Source organism: Candidatus Latescibacter sp. IFSED24 (assembly GCF_058273205.1).
On sequence record NZ_CM177850.1, the window covers coordinates 3904969 to 3922197 of the forward strand.

Consider the following 17229-nt stretch of genomic DNA (forward strand, 5'->3'; position numbering starts at 1 on the left):
GGCGGCGTCAGACCGCGCGCGGCTCGGTGTCGAAGAAGTCGACCGCGCCGGTGGCCAGCTCGTACTCGGCGCCGACGATGCGCAGCCCGTCGTGGTCGATCAGCTCCTCGAGGATGGGCGACCCGTGCCGGAGCTGATCCACCGAGGCGCGCACGTTGGCGCGGATGGCCTGCTCGAAGAGGGCGTCCGGATCGTGCCGGAGCTCGGTGGCGAGGAGGTCGGCCACCGAGGGCTTGATCCGGTCGACGATGGAACAGAGGTTCCGCGATGGGGCCGCCTCCGGATCCTGCATGGTCTCGAGGGTGGCCTGCACCGCGCCGCACCGCGAATGGCCCAGGACCACCACCAAGCGGGTGCCGAACTTGGCGGCGGCGAACTCGACGCTGCCGATCAGCGACGGGGCCACGATGTTGCCGGCCACGCGGATCACGAAGAGGTCGCCCAGGCCCTGGTCGAAGACGATCTCCACCGGCACCCGCGAATCCGAGCAGCCGAGGATGATGGCGAAGGGCGTCTGATCCGCCGCCACCAGGCTCTGGTGGGTGTGGCAGGAGTTGGCGCCGGCCATGAAACGGCGGTTGCCGGCGCGGAGACGGTCGAGGGCTTCGGTGGCGGCGATCATCCTGGCAACTCTCCGGTGAGATGGACCTTGTCGGCGCCGTCGTGACAACGGCCCCTCGGCGCTGCCCCACAGTCTAACGCCAGGTTTTCCGGTGTCATCAGGTCTGGCGGCAAAAAGCTGCCCGCAGCCCACGCGACCCGCCGAACGTGGTATCATGAGAGCGCTCGTCAGGACCGTGCGCGCTCGCTCGAGAGGACCCCTCGTGAACCACGGATCGACCCCGCCCGCCCTGGCAATCGTCGCACTGGCGGCGCTGCTGCCGCTGCTCCTGGGCGCCGGCGGTCCCGCCGACCGCCGCCGCGACCCGCGCCCCGCCGACGCCGACCGCGCCGTGGACCTGACCACCGAGCGGAGCCTGGTGGCCATGAACCTGAACACCGACGGCTACCAGGGGAACTTCTTCGCGTCCCCGTCCAGCCCGTCGCTCGCCTACCCGCGAAACTCTCACGTCGAGCACCTCTTCCAGGCCGGCCTGTGGGTCGGCGCCCGGACGGCGTCCGGCGAGGTGCGCGTCTCCACCTCGGCGGAGGACGCCAACGGCTTCCAGGGCGCGCAGGACCTGCGCGAGTTCGCCTGGGATCAGGGACCGGTCGAGGTCTGGTCCGAAGACATCCACGACCCCCTCTACGACCCCCGCGCCGTGGCCTCCTGGGAAGCCCACTACGCCTTTCGCGACGACGCCGCGGTGACGGGCCACGTGCCGCTGGGCCTGCGGGTCGAGGCCAGCGTCCTGGCCTGGAGCGCCGGAGCGCTCGACGACGGGGTCATCATCGAGTACGCCATCATCAACCAGTCCGGTACGGCGCTGCGCGACCTCCACGTGGGGTACTTCGCCGACGCCACCGTGGGCAACACCGAGGTCACCGACCCCTACGATCCGGGCGCGCCGGTCCCCTGGAACTACTACGACGACCTCAGCGGCGCCTGGCGCCCCGGCGACGTGCCGGCCGACCCCACCGGCTGGCTCATGCACAAGCACGACGGTGACGGCGAGGACGGCATGGCCACGTCCTGGGTCGGCTGCCGCCTGCTCTCGCTGGAGCCGGCAGCCGAACCCGAGCCCGGCCAGCCGCCGGTCTCCTACAACGCGTGGCCCTACCACCACGTGCCCCGGCACGACGACACCTACATCGACGACGACGGTCTGGCGCAGCCCGGCAAGTATCAGCTCATGAGCAACGGCGACTTCGACGTGGACGTGACCGACGAGGGCGACTTCACCATCATGCACGACTGGATGGGCTTGCTCTCCACCGGTCCGGTGCCGCTGCTCGCGGCCGGCGACACCCTGCGCGTGGCGTTCGCCGTGGTCTGCGGCGTCGACAGCACCGCGCTGCAGGACAACGTCGCGGCCATGGCCCGGCACCACGTCGGGGGCTACCAGCCGGTGGCCGTGCTGCCGACCGCCGTGCCGCCCATGGCGGAGCTGGCACCGCCGTTCCCCAACCCCTTCAACCCCGGCACGGTCCTGAAGTACAGCCTCGCCGCGGGGCGGTCCGTGCGCCTGTCCATCCATGCGGTCGACGGGTCGCTGGTGCGGGTGCTCGTGGACGGGCACCGTTCGGCCGGTGAGCACGCGGCGGTCTGGGACGGTCGCGATGCGGGCGGACGCGGGGTGGCGTCGGGTCCTTACCTCGTGAGGCTCGTGGCGGGTACGACCTGCCAGACGCGGGGGCTGACGCTCCTGAAGTGAGCCTGTGCGCAGCGATCCGGAGGCCCGGCCGTCACGTCCAGCGGGACGAGGCGGCCGGGCGTTCTCGTGTCATCCGCCTTCCGACCGGGTTTTCCGACCGTCGGCCCGGGCTTGGATCCCGGAAATACTTCTTGCATTTTGAGCCTCAGCGGCCAATTTGATCGGTTGTCAACGAATTACCAATTCTGCCTGTTGAATTTTCGGCAATCATGAATTAGTATATGCACAGAATAGGCCGCCCCTCCGGGGGCATCTCGAACAGGAGAGGACAATGGGATACCGCTGCAGTGAGACTGAGCAGGACTACTGGATGTCCTACCACCAGGGCTGGGCCGACGCCATGGCCGGCGAGCAGCCCATGGGCTCGGCCTGCGCATGCCCCATGGCCTACGATCGCGGGTATCGTGAGGCTCCGGCGGTGGTTCCGCCGGTGTCGATTCACCGCTGATCGCATCGCCACGTCGGCTTGAAAGGCCGACTCGACGCCCTCCTCGCGGTCTCGAAAAGAACGCGCCCCGACCGGTCTATCCGCGGCGGGGCGCCGTGTCCCGGGGGCTGATAATTTTGATATCTATTTTCTATAAGTCTACTAAAACGATTGCAATTTGTTGACATGTCATCTGAAGCTGTCAAAAAATCGACGAATTATCTTCGGTTTGATTGGATGCCTATTTAATTATTAACTGGCCCAGGAAGATCCAGGGCGGCGAATCCGGCGCCCAGGGCCATGCCGGAACATGCTGTCGTTGCTGCAGTTCGAAGCGGACGTAACGCGCTTCCGCGGGCTGATCCACGGCGACGCGATAGGTCCGCAGGACCCGCGCCATGACCCCGGGCTCGAGCACCCAGCGCGCCGAACCCAGCGGCGTCCAGTCAATCTGGTCCAGCGAGACGGACACCGCGATCTCCTCGGGGGAATAGATCAGCCGCCCACCGGCATGCAGGCAGACCGCCGCGGTCTCGCGGACCGGCACGGCCTCGCCCAGATCCACGACGACGGCGGCGTCGGGGCCTTCCCAGGCGAGCCAGCGCCCGTCGTGGTAGTCGCCGTCGGGCAGCACGCCGTCGGTCACCGGGTCCGGGACGCCGGGGTGGTACCTGGCGGCGGGCTCGGGCGTCACCGACACCGGGCGGCCCAGCGCCAGGTTCCGCACCAGTTCCAGACGCTGCGGGGCGCCGAAGGGCCGCCCGTCCACCATGAGCTGGGCGCAGACCAGACCCGGGTCCTGCCGCACGGCGGTGCCCGTGGTGGACTCCATGTGGCGCTGGCCGCCGGTGGTCACCTCCACCGTGGCTTCCCCGGCAGGGCGCCGCTCATCGGCCTGCCAGGCCAGCAGCCAGCCGGCGCGCTGCGGATCCCAGGCGGCGGTGAGAGTGACCGGCCGGCCCTCGCCGGCGCGGCGGACGCCGAGGCGGTCGAGGCGCCGGTAGTGTCCGGTCAGGCGGTGCCAGAAGCCGGTCAGGTCGCGGCCGACCACGGCGGGGTCGTCGACGTCGCGGCCGGCGCGCTCGGGGTGTGGCGGCGCCGGCGACCACAGCACCTCGCTCATGGCGCATAGCCGGGGCAGCAGGCGCTCGTCGAGTACGGCCTGCGGTGCGTACTCGGTCCACAGGTTCATCTCGCCGCCCAGGACGTGGCGGGCCTGCGCGGGGGTGAGCTCGGCGGGCACCGGCTCGTAGGCGTAGATGCCGGCGAGGTCGGTGGTGCCGATGTCGTAGTCGAAGTAGGCGTGGCTGGTGGGGGAGACCACGGTGTCGTGGCCCTCGCTGGCGGCGGCCACCGCACCCTCGAAGCCGCGCCAGCTCTGGACCGTGGCGCCGGGGGCGAGGCCGCCCTCGAGGATCTCGTCCCAGCCGATGAGCCGGCGGCCCCGCGCGGCGAGCCAGCGTTCCATGCGCTGGATGAACCAGCTCTGCAACTCGTGCTCGTCGGCCAGGCCCTCCCGGTGGATGCGGTCCTGGCAGCGGGGGCATTCGCGCCAGCGATCCTTGGGGCACTCGTCGCCGCCGACGTGGATGAACTCCGACGGGAAGATGTCCAGGACCTCGGTCAGCACGGTCTCGAGGAAGGTGAAGGTCTCCTCGCGGCCGGCGCAGTAGACGTCGGGCCACACGCCCCAGCAGGGCTGCACCGCGAGGTCGGCCTGGCGGCAGCTCAGCTCGGGGTAGGCGGCGAGGGCCGCCTGGCTGTGCCCGGGCATCTCGATCTCGGGCACCACGGTGATGCCGCGCCGGGCGGCGTAGTCCACCACGTGGCGCGCCTGGTCCTGCGTGTAGTAGCCGCCGTAGCGGACGCCGTCCTGGTCGGTGCGCCAGGCGGCGACCTCGGTGAGCCGGGGGTACGCGTCGATGGCCAGGCGCCAGGCCTGGTCCTCGGTGAGGTGCCAGTGCAGCCGGTTCAGCTTGTGCAGCGACATCAGGTCGATGACGCGCTCGATGGCGGTCAGGTCCAGGTAGTGGCGGCAGCAGTCGAGGAGCACGCCGCGCCAGCCGAAGCGGGGCTGGTCGGCGATGCGGACGCAGGGGATGGTGCAGGCGACGGCCGGGCTCGCCGCCTCGGTGCGCATGGGGGCGGCCGGCGCGGGCCGCAGGTTGTTGCGGGGGTAGCGGCAGTCGGCCGGCAGGGGGCGCAGGTGGCCGTCGGGACGGCCCGGATCGTCGATCAACGGCGGCAGCGGCGTCTCCACCGCGGGGGGCAGGAGCTGGCGCAGGGTCTGCAGGCCCCAGGTCACGCCGTCGGGGCCGCCGGCGCGCAGGACGATGCCGTCGGGGAGCACGTCGAGGGTGTAGGCCTCGGGGGCGGCGTCGGGCAAGGGGCCCACGAAGATGGCGCCCGGACGGGGCTGGTCGGCCTCGGCGAGCGGCAGGTCCAGGCCCGTGCCCTCGCGCAGGAGGTCGACCACGGGGGCCAGGCGCTCGGCCAGGTCGGGCCGGCCCGGGGCCACCAGGAGCGTGGTGGTCCGGGTGAGCGCGAACTCGCCGCCCTGGGGGGCGACGGAATGCGGAACGGGGATCAGCGGCAGGGCGTGGACTGGCATGGCGGTGTTCAGGCTCCCCAGCAAGAGGATGATCGGCAAGATCCGGGACACGTCATTCTCCCAGGCGGATGGCTCGCGGTGGCTGGGCCAGGGCGCGCAGGCGGGCCCGGGCCGTGTCGGGATCGGTGAGCGAGGCGCCCCAGCTCAGGCGGTAGCGGAACTCCAGGAAGCCGCCCAGGTCGGCGGCGAAGTTGGTCTCCCAGTAGTTGGTGGCCAACCAGGAGTAGAGATGGTCGGGGCGGGAGGGCAGGTCCTCGTCGCCCATGAGCCGGCGGCGGCCGCTGGCCAGCGGGCCGAGCCAGAGCAGCGGCGCGTCCAGCGGCGCCACCACCAGGCCGCCCAGCGGACCGCACCAGGCGAAGCCCTCCTGCAGGCAGGTCCAGTCGGTGAGCGTGCCGGGCAGTTGGTCGCGCCAGGGTCGGACGCAGGCTCCGGCCTTGGCCACCCAGAGGTCCTGCACGCCGGGCCAGGTGAAGGGCAGGGGCAGATAGAGGTTCTCGGGATCCCAGGTGCCCGTGTGCTGGAGGCGCAACGAGGCCTCCAGGACCGGCGCCGTGCGGTGGGCGGTCAGCTCGAGCTCGCACCACGGGACGCCGTCGCCCGCGTAGCGCAGCAGATGGCGCACCGCAACCGGGCCCGCGGCGAGGACCCGGCCGCCGGTGCAGCGGACCGTCCGGCGGGTCTCGTCGGGCCCCTTGCGGTCCAGCACCATGGCGCCGCGGACACGGGCCTGGTCGCCGGTCGCGGGCGTGTGTTCCTGCAGCAGGGCGAAGGCGGGATTGGGGGCGTCTGACCGCAGCAGCGCGTGGCCGTCCGCCGAGAGCGTGGTGATCCCCGGTCCCTGCGACCACGACAGCTGCAGGGCGTCGGTGATCAGCTCGCCGCCGTCGGCCCAGGCCTGGGGCTCGGGGCCGTCCTGGCGGCGGCCCGCCAGCGGCGAGAGCTCGAGCACGCGTTCCTCGCCCGCGGTCAGGTCCAGGGCCACCTCGAAGGCCATGCCGCGCGGCACGTCCCGCCGTTGCCAGGGGCGCAGGGTGGCGGCCTTGAGGTCGCTCACGCGCACCGGACCGTCGAGCTGGCGCTCGGCGTACTCGAAATGCTCCACCACCAGCGGCACGATGGCGGCCACGGGCACGTCGAGGGGGTTGCAGACCAGGAACCGCAGCGGACGGTCGGGGGCCGGCGGCGATCCGCCCAGCGCGGTGCCGGCCGCGTCCAGCGCGCGCGCCGCGGTGTCCAGCGCCTGGGCGGCGTAGGCGCGCTTGCGGGCGCCGATGGCCTGGACCAGCTCGTGCCAGGGCGCCGTGAGGCTGTCGCTGTGGCCGAAGGTGTGCTCGGCGAAGAGGCCGAGCTGGTCCTCGAGCGCGGTGAGGTCGGGCGGCGGCAGCTCGGGGTGGCGGGCGAGGAGCGCGCGCAGCCAGAGCCAGTCGCGCTGGGCCTGCCGGAACAGGCGCGTGGCCACGGGTTCGCTGGCCAGGCCGTCGCTCCACCAGTCGGGCCAGTCGCCGCGGTGGACCGGTAACGACGCGGCGTCGTGCTCGCGGAGGTGGTCGAAGAAGGTCTCCAGGGTGCCCAGGGCCACGCGGCAGACGTCGCCGTGCTCGCGGTTCCAGCGCCGGGCGGTCTCGGCGATGGCCGCGTTGGGCGGGGCGTTGTCGCTGCGCAGGCCGCTGATCATGACGGGGATGAGGTCGCGGGCGAGGCCCAGGTCACGGAGGCGGTCGAGGTAGCGGGGGATGCGCCGCTCGGCCACGGTCCAGTGGTCGCCGAAGATCAGGTCGCGGTCGCAGTCGTCCTTGGTCAGGTAGCTCGAGACGGCGCCGGGGCAGAGGCCCAGCTCGTTGCCGAAGTGGTAGTGCTCGCCCGACCACACCAGCAGGCGGCGCCCGTCGGGAGCTTCCCACCAGAACCCGGTCTGCTGCCGGTCCAGCGGGTAGCGGCCGTGGTGCGTGTGGATGCAGGTGAAGAGATTCTCGACCCCGGCGTCGAGCAGCGCCGTGGCGAAGCCCCATGAGTAGCCGTTGATGTCGGCGGTCATGGCCGACCGCACCGGCAGGCCCGTGCGCTGGCCGAACCGGCGGGCGCGGCCCACGAGCGCGGTCAGCAGCGGCTGGTCGGCCAGCTCGTTCAGGTTGAGCCAGCTCGCCGACAGCCCCACCGCCCCGGTGCGCACCGCGGCTAGCAGGGCGTCGTGCTCCTCGGGCCGGGCCTCGGCCAGGAAGCGCTCCACCGGCCGGAAGGCCTCGCACTGCCAGGCGAAGCCGGGCACCGCGGCGGTCAGTTGCAGCGCGCGGCGGATGTAAGCGGTGTGCCACCGTTCGACCACACCCTGCGGATCGGTGTACCCGATGTCGGTGTGCGAATGGTGGATCAGCAACAGCGTGGGGGGCATGGACCTTCCTCCGGCCCGCACCAGTCTACCGGAGCGGCGGGCGCTGGACAACTCCCCAGGTCGCGTGCACTCTTGGCGCCGGACATCCGACCCCGAAGGACCGACCATGACCCCGAAGCTCCGCGCCGACCTCCTGCTCCTGCTCGCCGCCGCCATCTGGGGCTTCGCCTTCGTGGCCCAGCGCCTGGGCATGGAGCACACCGGGCCGCTGGCCTTCAACGGCACGCGGTTCGCGCTGGGCGCCGCGGTGCTGGTGCCGCTGGTCCGGGCCCGCGGCCGGCGCCCGGCCGGCCAGGGCGCACCACCCGCACCCTGGCGGCGGGACCTGCGCCGCGGCCTGATCCTGGGCCTGGTCCTCTTCGGCGGCGCCACCCTGCAGCAGTTCGGCGTGGTCTTCACCACCGCGGGCAAGGCCGGCTTCATCACCGGCCTCTACGTGGTGCTGGTGCCCATCCTGGGCCTGGCGGTGGGCCAGCGCACCGGCCGCGGCACCTGGCTGGGCGCGGCGCTGGCGGTGGCCGGCCTCTATTTCCTGACCATGACCGGCAGCCTCGCCATGGCCAAGGGCGACCTGCTGGTGCTGCTGGGCGCGTTCTTCTGGTCCACCCACGTCCTGCTCATCGCCCGCTACGCCCCGCGGACCGACCCCGTCCGCCTGGCCTGCCTCCAGTTCGCGGTCTGCGCCGTGCTGAGCCTGCTCGCCGCCGCGGTCTTCGAGGACCGCGCGTCGTGGGCCGGGCTGGCCGGCGCGGTCGGTCCCATCCTCTACGCCGGCCTCCTGTCCACCGGCGTCGCCTACACCCTGCAGGTGGTGGCGCAGCGCCAGGCGCCGCCGGCCCACGCGGCGATCATCCTCTCGCTGGAGGCGGTGTTCGCGGTGATCGGCGGGCTGGTGGTGTTGGGCGAGTCGCTGGCGCCGCGCGGCCTGCTGGGCTGCGCGCTGATGCTGGTGGGGATGATCCTCTCCCAGGTGCAGCTGCCGGCGCGCAGCCGCCCCGCGGCCTGAGCCCGGTCCAGACCCTGGCCACCGGAGCGGTCGGACCGTCCGGATTCCGGTCAGCCGACCACCGGCGGGCCAGCCTGCACGATCCGGATCGATTTCTTACAACGCCAGAACAGCCATGGAATTAGGTTGTTCGCCGGCAGAACGAGCGCTGGGCACACTGCCTGCATTGACGAGGGTGCAGGACAGGAATCCATCAACCGGCGCCGCTCATTCCCCCCGGCGGCGTCGGCCCCGGAGGAGGCAGGGAGAATGACCATCGACAACCTGAACAGCACCAGGGACCGCGCCACGCACTTCGACCGTCTGCAGCACGCTCTCGAGGATGGACTGCGCGCGATCAACGCCGCCCGTTCGCCCGAGGAAGCCGAGCAGGCGCGCATCCACGCCCGGCGCCGCCTCGAGGAATTGAACGACGAATTCGAGACCGCCTTCGCTGGCAGCTAGATCCGCCACCGATCCTGCACAGCCAACGGCGCCGCCGGGCCATGGGCGGCGCCGTTCTCGTGCCCCCATGGTGCAACCGCCAGCGACGGCCTGCGTACACTCCCTCGATGAGAACAGACCGACCCCGACGAGGGAGAACACCTCATGATCACAGCGAACACCCACACCAGGCGCCTCCTCGCCCTCCTGCCCCTGCTCGTGGTGGCCGGCGCGGCCCTGGCCAGCGACTTCGAGCGCGACTTCGACATCGACGCCCAGGAGCTGGTGATCACCGACCTGGTCGGCGAGATCCGGGTCGAGCCCGCGAGCGGCGACCGCTACCTGGTCCACGTGGCCGTCCGCGGCGACGACGCCGATCCCGAGCTCATCGAGATCCACCTGGACGAGGGCCGCCACGCCCGCCTGGAGGTCCGCTTCCCGGTGGACGAGCACCGCGACTACGTGTACCCCGCCCTCGGCCGCAGCAGCAAGACCACCATCTGGCAGGGCGAGAGCACCGGCGAGGAGAACTGGTTCCGGAAGATCTGGCGCGGCATGGGCGGCGAGAAGGTCACCGTCAAGGGCTCGGGGCGCGGCCTCGAGGTCTGGGCCGACATCACGGTGAAGGTGCCTGCGGGCAAGGAGACCAGCATCTACCTGGGCGCGGGCGACCTGAAGGCCGGCGGCATCGACGGCAAGCTGGTCCTCGACACCCACAGCGGTCCCGTCACCGTGGACGGCCACCGCGGCCGCCTGGTCTGCGACACCGGCAGCGGCGCGGTCAAGATCCGCGACATCGACGGCCCCATGCTCGCCGACACCGGCAGCGGCTCGGTGAAGGTGGAGAACCAGCGCGGTGGCGCGCTCAAGGTGGACACGGGCAGCGGCTCGGTGCGCATCGACGGCGCCGACACCGACGACCTCTACGTCGACACCGGCAGCGGCAGCGTCATCGCCCGCGACGTCCGCGCCGACAAGGCGCGCATCGACACCGGCAGCGGCTCGGTGGAGCTGGACCTGGCGCGCATGGGCACCGGCCGCTTCGTCATCGACACCGGCAGCGGCGGCGTGCGCCTCAACCTGCCCCGCGACGCCTCGGCCACCATCTCGGTGGACACCGGCAGCGGCGACATCACCGCCGACTACTCGGGCGCCGAGATCCTCCACAAGGAGAGCGGCGAGATGAAGCTGCGCGTGGGCGCCGGCGAGGCCCGGGTCATCGTCGACACCGGCAGCGGCGGCGTGACCATCGCCGGCCGCTAGCGCCGGCCGAGCACCTCGATCTGATACGGCAGCGGGGCGGTTCCCACGGGGAGCCGCCCCTGTGCGTCGTCAGCCCAATAATCTGTAGCCTTCTCAAGATGTCGGAATACTACAGGCAAGTCCACTTACCGGAACAGGTTCTTCAGCCTACTCCAGGACGTTTCACTGGTCGCAATCGTGCAGTCGGTGACATACAGGTTGAAGTCGAAGGGATCCGTCGACCAGTACGGATCCCAAAAGATGTAAATCACTTCGCCAGCCGATACCGGCACCGACACGAAACTTGCGAAATCGGTGCCATCGGGGCAGCTATAGCTATCGTCGTTGTAATAGGTCAGAGTGCCGCAGCAATCACTGTAGACCATGACCAGAGTATCGGTGGTCTGCCCGGCGATGCAGGAATCAATCCAGATGCAACCGTCGATTGGGGTGGTGAACGTGTACCAGAACGGCGCGCCCGGGCAGCTGTTTAGACCCTCGACGGCCGTCACGGCCGTCTCACAGGGCTCGTTGACGCCGGGCACCCAGGAAACAACCAGATCGAACGTACTGATGTCATCATCGCCGTAGCCGTCCACGACGAGATAGAGTGTAGCGCCAGTATCACCAGCCGGAACCAGATGCGTGAACGAGTTGTCACCGTAAATAATCGATGTTGCCTCATCACAGGAGCTCAGGAGATAGATGTCAAGGTCCGCGGTCATGTTGCTGATCTCGGCTGTGATTTCCTGGCAGCCCGCCGGGAGCTCTACTAGGTACACGACCTCCGGGCCGTAGGCGTGGTCGAATCCGTAGGGTGTATACTGATCGACGACATCTGTGCCGGTGCTGTTATCGCCGCTGACGGTTTCCCCGTTCACCAGGGTAATCGCACCGGTGCAATCCAGGTCGCCGCGGCTGAGGATCGGGTCGCCCTTTTGCCAGGTGGGCTTCTCGGCGTGGGCGACACTGGCCATCAGAGCAACGGCCATGAAAACAACCAGGGATTTCTTCATGATCTTACCTCCAGGAGATAGGATTCAACGCAGCCTTGCACCGTGCTAGCCAGTGCAGCCATGGCCCCCAATGACTTTACTTCCGCAGCCGATCATCTCGCCCTGAGCCACAGCGATCGCTGGCAGCAGCAGGACAAGTCATGAGAACAATTGATTGACATCTCATCGCGTCATCGCCAACGACAGGCATGCGTTTGCACCCGCCTGCGTTGTGTGTCGAGCAGAAGGGCCTAGCGAGCAGGTAGGTCTGGAGTCTGTTGCGTCCTGTATCTATCGCGATGTGGCTTGAAAGCGAGGCGCTGAACAACCGATGGAACACGAGGTCGTAAGTTGCCCGGGTAAGACTATTAGTGAGGATTATTTTGGTAGTGTATCACAAATCCATGAGAGTGTAAACCTGACTGTGCGGTCTCCCGCCCGCGCCGCGCCTCTCGATCGCGGGTTACGAAAATTTAACGCCGGCCGAGCACCTCGATCTGATACGGCAGCGGGGCGGTTCCCACGGGGAGCCGCCCCTGCGCGTCGTGGACCGCCAGGCGCCGCAGGGGTGAGCGGTCGAGCAGCCGGAGCCACTGGCGTTCGGTGTAGGTGCGCAGGTCGTAGGTGTAGCTATGGTGCTCCTGGCCGCTTGGCCGGGTGGCCAAGAGGTCGACGATCACGCGCTCGCGGCGCCGGTGGCCCTCGGGGGGCAGGTACTGGATCACCTGCTGGACGTGGAGCGTCCCACGCGCGGCCTCCCAGACATCCTCCTCGACGACCTTGTCCGCGTGATGGAGGTCGAGGCCCACGAGGTAGACGCCGCCGGGGGCGAGGAGCCGGTCGATCTGCCCGAGATGGGCGAGGACTGCCGCGTCGTCCGGCAGGTGGCGGAGCGAGTTGACGGGGCAGAAGGCGACGTTGCAGCGGCCGAGCCGTGGGGAATCGTCGGTGAACGAGGCGCGGCTGAGCCGCCAGTCGCCGCCGAGGGTGGCGAGGCGACGCACGGCGTAGTCGCGCATCGCGGGCAGCGGATCGTAGCCCCGGACCCGGCGGCCGCGGCGAAGCAGGACCCGCAGGTAGCGACCGGTGCCGCAGGCGGGTTCGCACCATACCCGGCCGGGACCGCTGCGCGCCGCGTACCGGTGCGCCAGGCGCTCGAGGACGTCCACCTCGCGCGCGGTCCCGGGCGTGTTGACCACGTCGTAGTACAGGGGTTCGACGTAGAGGCCGCCGCCGGTCTCGCTGCTCACCAGCGGTACTTCACGGTGAGGGCCGAGTGGTGGCCCTGGTCCGCGCCGGCGTCGGCCGGCAGGTTGGGCGTGACGTTCCAGGGCGCCGAGTCGTTGAACACGAGGTCGGCGTCGAAACGGCCGAGGTGCAGGCCCAGGCCCAGGGTCACCGGGGTGCGGACGCGGACGGCGTAGCCGTAGTCCTGCTCCTGGTAGCCGTCGCTCCATTCGAAGTAGGCCAGCGACTCGTCCACGGTCCGCTGGTAGCGCGCCGACCCGCGCAGGGTGAGCCAGGGCAGCACGCGCGATTCCACGCCGGCGCGCACCTCGAGGCGCCACCACAGGCGCCAGCCCTGCTCCCAGCGCGCGTAGAACGGGTGGCGGGCGTCGCGGTCCTCCTGGTGGCGGTGGTAGTCCACCGAGGCGAGGATCAGGTTCTCGGGGTCGGGCAGGATGTCGAAGCCCAGGCCGCCCCGGAAGCTGGCCGCGTCCATGTCCACCAGGTCGTCGAAGTAGGGGTCGACGATGGGGCGGACGTCGCGGAACCAGTCGAGGCGGTAGACCGCGGCCACGGTGGGGCCGAGGCCGTGGAAGACGCGGGCGCGCACGCCGGCGCTGTTCCAGCCGCCCTGGTCCTCCACGGTGAGGCCGCGCTCGTCGTGGTAGTAGTCGACCTCGGTGTCGAGGGTCTCCACGGCCAGGTCGCAGTAGAGGTTGTCGCGCAGGTCCCAGCGCGCGCCCAGGCCCAGGTTGTGGACGAAGCGGCTGGTGCCGTCGAGCTCGGCGCCCGGGTCGGCGGCGGCCTCGCTCTGGGAGGTGCCGCGGAAGGTGGCTCCCAGCGCCAGCGGGCCGAACTGGCGAGCGTAGACGAGCTGGACCCAGCCGCCGGAGTCGGGGGCGGGCAGGTCGCTGCCGAAGTGGATGGCGGCGGTGCCCCACGTCCCCGCCTGGTCGAAGCGGTAATGGAGTGCGCCGCCGGTGTAGGCGATCTTGTCGAAGAAGCTGCCCCCGGCCTGATGGTCGAGGTCGCCGGCCTCCAGGAGTGCGAGCTGGGGATAGTCCACCAGGCTGCCGTACCATTTCAGGATCCCGGACTCGTCCTCGAGGAAGTCGGGCTGGCCGCCCAGGGCGCGGACGCGGCTGGTGGTGGCGACAGCGGGCAGGGCCAGCAGGCCGCACAGGAGGGCCAGCACGAGGAGGCGGCGGGGCATGGACGATCCTTTCGGCTCCGGGGGCGGGATGATCGTCCCATAATGCGGCGCGGTGCCGTCGGCGTCCAGGGCCGCCGTCAGAAGCGGTAGCCCAGGGTGATGCCGGTGAAGGTGCCCTCGACCGTGGGCACGGGCGCGAACGGGATGGTGCCGTAGGTCTCGGTCCAGCGCGCGTTGAGCAGCAGGTCGGCCTGGAACGCGCCGGCGTGCAGGCCCACGCCCAGGGTGATGGGCGTGCGCACGCGGATCGACTGGTCCTCGGCCCAGCGTTCGGGCTCGGTGGGCAGGGTCTCGCCGCCGGAGCTGCTGCGCTCGTCCTGCAGGCGCAGGTAGCGCAGCGCACCGCGCACGGTGAGCCAGGGCAGGACCCGCGACTCGAGGCCGACACGGGCGTGGATCTCGTGCCAGGTGAAGTCGGACTGGTCGTAGTTCCAGGTGGTGGAGTTGCCCGGTAGGCGATCGTGGAGCTGGCGACCCCAGCGCATCTCGGCCGAGAGGACGACCAGGTTGTCGGGGTCGGGCAGGATGTTGACGCCGAGGCCGGCGGCTGTCTCGCGGGCGTGCTGGTCGGCGGGCGCGCCCACGGCCTCGCTGAACACCTGGCGGTCGTCCTGGCGGTGGTCGAAGACGGGGACCAGGGCGGTGGTCTCGTTGAGGCCGTAGAACCAGCGGGTGCGTAGGCCCCAGGTGGTCCAGGTCTGCTGCGGGGGCAGGTACCAGAGGTCCTGGGCGCGCGCGTCGCCCTGGACGTTGACGATCTCGCCGGCGAGATCGCCGTAGAGGCGGTCGGACACGTCCCAGCGCGCGCCCAGACCGTAGGCGTGGAAGTAGAGGCTCTCGCCCCAGCCCTCGGCATCGCTGCTGTCGGCGCCCTCGAAGTACGAACTGAACGAGGCCTTGAGGCCCAGGGTCAGCTTGCCCAGCGACTGGGCGGCGAGCAGGGTGACGGCGCCGCCGGGGGCCCCGGCGGGCAGGTCCTCCTGGACGTAGACGCCGATGGTGGGCCAGCGGCCGGCCTGGTCGAGGCGGAAATGGGCGCTGCCGGCGGTGTTGACCACGCTCTGGTTCATGCCGCCGGGGGCGTCGTGGTCCCAGTCGCCGAGGTCGAGGACCACCTGGTCGGGATAGTCGATCAGGGGGGCGAACCAGACCATGGCGCCCGAATCGTCCTCGAGGTAGCTGGCGCCGCCGCCCAGGGCGCGCACGCGGGTGAGGGTGGCCGTGGCGGGGGTGGCCAGGGCGAGGGCGAGGGCGAGGGCGACGAGGATCAGGGCTGGGCGGATTCCGGTCATGATCACCTCGGGTGAACGGGCGGTCGTTCGGGTGCACGGTCCGTCGAGGAGGTCGATCCCCCGGGGAAAGTGTAAGGCCCGCGCCGCTGCCGATCAACGATAGCCCGTCACCACCGCCACGATCAGGAACACCGCCGACAGCAGCATCAGCTGGCCGAACAGCGGCAGCATGAACCGCAGCCACCGCCCGTAAGGCACGCGCGCCAGTCCCAGCATGGCCATGAGGATGCCGCTGGTGGGGATCACCATGTTGCTGAAGCCGTCGCCGCAGGTGAAGGCGAAGACCGCGGTCTGGCGCGAGACGCCGATGATGTCGGACAGGGGCGCCATGAGCGGCATGGACACCGCAGCCTGGCCCGACCCGCTGGGGATGAAGAGGTTCAGGGTGGACTCGAAGCCCAGCATGCCCAGCACCGCCAGGTACCGCGGCACCACCGCGAGCACGGTGGCGGCCGCGTGGACGATGGTGTCGATGATCAGGCCGTCGGTGAGCACCACGGCGATCCCGCGGGCGAAGCCCACCACCAGCGCGGCCACGACCATCTCCTCGAGGCCCTTGACGAACGCACGGGCGGTGTCGGCCACCGAGAGCCGCGCCGCCGCCGCCGCCACCAGGCCCATGAGCAGGAAGCCGCCGCCCATCTCGGCCATCCACCAGTGGTAGTGCTGCACGGCGTAGACGATGAACGCGAAGATGACGGTGCAGGCCGCGATGATCACGCCGTGGGCGCGGGTGAACGCGGGGGCGGCGCCCGCGTCGGCAGCGTGGTCTTCCCAGGCCTCGGGGACGTCGGCGACCAGGCTGCTGGCGCGGTCGGCGCGCACGCGGGCGCCGTAGCGCAGCAGGTGGATCACGGCCACGGTCAGCGCGCAGGCCAGGAACACCAGACGCAGCGGCATGCCCGAGTGCAGCGGCAGCTCGGCGATGCCCTGGGCCACGCACACGGTGAAGGGGTTGGTGGTGGAGGCGGCGAAGCCCACCTGGCTGGCGATCTCCACCATGGCCATGCCGTAGAGCGCGTCGTAGCCGAGGCGGCGGGCCACCAGCACGAAGATGGGCACCAGGGGGATGAATTCCTCGCCCATGCCCAGGGTCGAGCCGCCCACGGCGAAGACCACCATCAGCACCACCGTGAGCAGCGCGCCGCGGTGCTGCAGGCCGTGGAGCAGGCGGCCCACCGTGGCGGTGATCACGCCGGTGCGCTGGAGGATGCCGAACACGCCGCCGATCATGAAGACGAAGAAGATGATGTCGGCCGCGGCCTCCATGCCGCGGGGGACCGCCGAGAGGAAGCCCATGAGCCCGACGGGCGTGGCCTTGCCCGCGACCGCGTCGCCCAGCAGCGCTCCCTGCACCGAGAAATGCTTGGGCACCGGCGTGAACGTGCCGGGCACCACCAGCGTGCGCGACTGGCCCTCCACCATCCGCGTCTCGCGCTCGAACTCGCCCGACGGCACCACCCAGGTGGCCAGCGAGCAGATCAGGATCACCAGCGTGAGCAGGACGAAGACGTGGGGAACCCGCAGGCGGGGCTTGCGCATGGGCGTCCTTTCGGGACGGGTCAGCCGGCCAGGCCGGGGTAGCCCAGCGCCTTGCGCAGGAGCCCCAGCTGGCCCAGGTGATAGGTCTCGTGCAGGGTGAGGAAGTTGATCGTGCCCAGGAGCGTGCCGTCGGTGGAGGGGACCGGCCCGGGGGCGTCCAGGTCGAGGATGGCGGTCTCGGCGGCGTCGAAACGGTCGGCCAGGACGGCGCCCATGCGCTCCCACAGCGGCAGCAGCTCGGCGGCCGCGGGCAGGGTGGCGGGATCGCCGACCTCGGCGCCGCGGGCGAAGCGGTCGGCGTGGGCGTAGGTCTCCTGGCCGCCCAGCAGGCGGCTGGCGAGGTGGCGGCTGCCGGTGATGTGGCCCAGGATCCAGGCCATGGGGCTGGTGTCGGGCAGCAGGATCGTGCGGTAGTGGGCGTCGTCGATGCCGGCGAGGGTGGCGCCCACCAGCTCGGTGTTCCTGGCGACGATGGCGGCAACGGCGGCGAGGCGCGGGTCCATGGCGGTCTCCTGGCTGGGGTCGGCGGCAGGTGTCCTGACCG

At 70.7% G+C, this 17229-nt stretch carries 14 protein-coding genes; 5 read left to right on the forward strand and 9 right to left on the reverse strand.

The window, feature by feature from the left end:
• Positions 1-7 precede the first annotated feature (7 nt).
• On the reverse strand, positions 8-622 hold the full coding sequence (locus IFSED24_RS15770) for a carbonic anhydrase (protein WP_491332437.1): 615 nt from the start codon (positions 620-622) through the stop codon (positions 8-10).
• Between the two features lie 202 nt (positions 623-824).
• On the opposite strand from IFSED24_RS15770, the gene IFSED24_RS15775 reads away from it, so the two are divergent.
• Together IFSED24_RS15775 and IFSED24_RS15780 are read left to right on the forward strand one after the other, a co-directional pair.
• Positions 825-2315 carry a FlgD immunoglobulin-like domain containing protein gene (locus IFSED24_RS15775; RefSeq protein WP_491332438.1) on the forward strand — a complete coding sequence of 497 codons (1491 nt, stop codon included), beginning with the start codon at positions 825-827 and terminating at the stop codon, positions 2313-2315.
• Between the two features lie 271 nt (positions 2316-2586).
• Positions 2587-2763 (forward strand): hypothetical protein, encoded by a 177-nt coding sequence (locus IFSED24_RS15780; RefSeq protein WP_491332439.1) that lies wholly within the window; start codon positions 2587-2589, stop codon positions 2761-2763.
• 220 nt (positions 2764-2983) lie between these two features.
• Here the strand turns inward: IFSED24_RS15780 and IFSED24_RS15785 are convergent, their stop codons facing one another.
• Together IFSED24_RS15785 and IFSED24_RS15790 are read right to left on the reverse strand one after the other, a co-directional pair.
• Positions 2984-5404: a glycoside hydrolase family 20 protein gene (locus tag IFSED24_RS15785; protein WP_491332440.1), complete on the reverse strand. Its 2421-nt coding sequence runs from the start codon at positions 5402-5404 to the stop codon at positions 2984-2986.
• A gap of 1 nt (position 5405) precedes the next feature.
• Entirely contained in the window at positions 5406-7745 is a 2340-nt protein-coding gene (locus IFSED24_RS15790) for a glycoside hydrolase family 38 N-terminal domain-containing protein (protein ID WP_491332441.1), read from the reverse strand.
• A 106-nt stretch (positions 7746-7851) separates the two neighbouring features.
• On the opposite strand from IFSED24_RS15790, the gene IFSED24_RS15795 reads away from it, so the two are divergent.
• The 3 genes from IFSED24_RS15795 to IFSED24_RS15805 all read left to right on the forward strand — a co-directional run bounded on the left by IFSED24_RS15795 (position 7852) and on the right by IFSED24_RS15805 (position 10437).
• Positions 7852-8751 (forward strand): DMT family transporter, encoded by a 900-nt coding sequence (locus tag IFSED24_RS15795; protein WP_491332442.1) that lies wholly within the window; start codon positions 7852-7854, stop codon positions 8749-8751.
• A gap of 249 nt (positions 8752-9000) precedes the next feature.
• Complete coding sequence (locus IFSED24_RS15800) at positions 9001-9195, forward strand: hypothetical protein (protein ID WP_491332443.1); 195 nt, start codon at positions 9001-9003, stop codon at positions 9193-9195.
• A 144-nt stretch (positions 9196-9339) separates the two neighbouring features.
• The gene (locus IFSED24_RS15805; protein WP_491332444.1) at positions 9340-10437 is read left to right on the forward strand and encodes a DUF4097 family beta strand repeat-containing protein; all 1098 of its coding nucleotides are present in this window, start codon (positions 9340-9342) and stop codon (positions 10435-10437) included.
• A 125-nt stretch (positions 10438-10562) separates the two neighbouring features.
• On the opposite strand, the gene IFSED24_RS15810 is transcribed toward IFSED24_RS15805, so the two are convergent.
• The 6 genes from IFSED24_RS15810 to IFSED24_RS15835 form a co-directional block, all read right to left on the reverse strand.
• Entirely contained in the window at positions 10563-11432 is an 870-nt protein-coding gene (locus IFSED24_RS15810; RefSeq protein WP_491332445.1) for a hypothetical protein, read from the reverse strand.
• 452 nt (positions 11433-11884) lie between these two features.
• A complete protein-coding gene (locus IFSED24_RS15815; protein ID WP_491332446.1) occupies positions 11885-12661 on the reverse strand; it encodes a class I SAM-dependent methyltransferase in 777 nt (258 codons plus the stop codon).
• Entirely contained in the window at positions 12658-13851 is a 1194-nt protein-coding gene (locus tag IFSED24_RS15820) for a TonB-dependent receptor (protein ID WP_491332447.1), read from the reverse strand. Before IFSED24_RS15820 ends, IFSED24_RS15815 begins: the two co-directional genes overlap by 4 nt.
• 77 nt (positions 13852-13928) lie before the next feature.
• A complete protein-coding gene (locus IFSED24_RS15825; protein WP_491332448.1) occupies positions 13929-15143 on the reverse strand; it encodes a hypothetical protein in 1215 nt (404 codons plus the stop codon).
• A gap of 93 nt (positions 15144-15236) precedes the next feature.
• Entirely contained in the window at positions 15237-16685 is a 1449-nt protein-coding gene (locus IFSED24_RS15830; RefSeq protein WP_491332449.1) for a YfcC family protein, read from the reverse strand.
• A gap of 20 nt (positions 16686-16705) precedes the next feature.
• Positions 16706-17188: a DinB family protein gene (locus tag IFSED24_RS15835; protein ID WP_491332450.1), complete on the reverse strand. Its 483-nt coding sequence runs from the start codon at positions 17186-17188 to the stop codon at positions 16706-16708.
• Positions 17189-17229 lie beyond the last annotated feature (41 nt).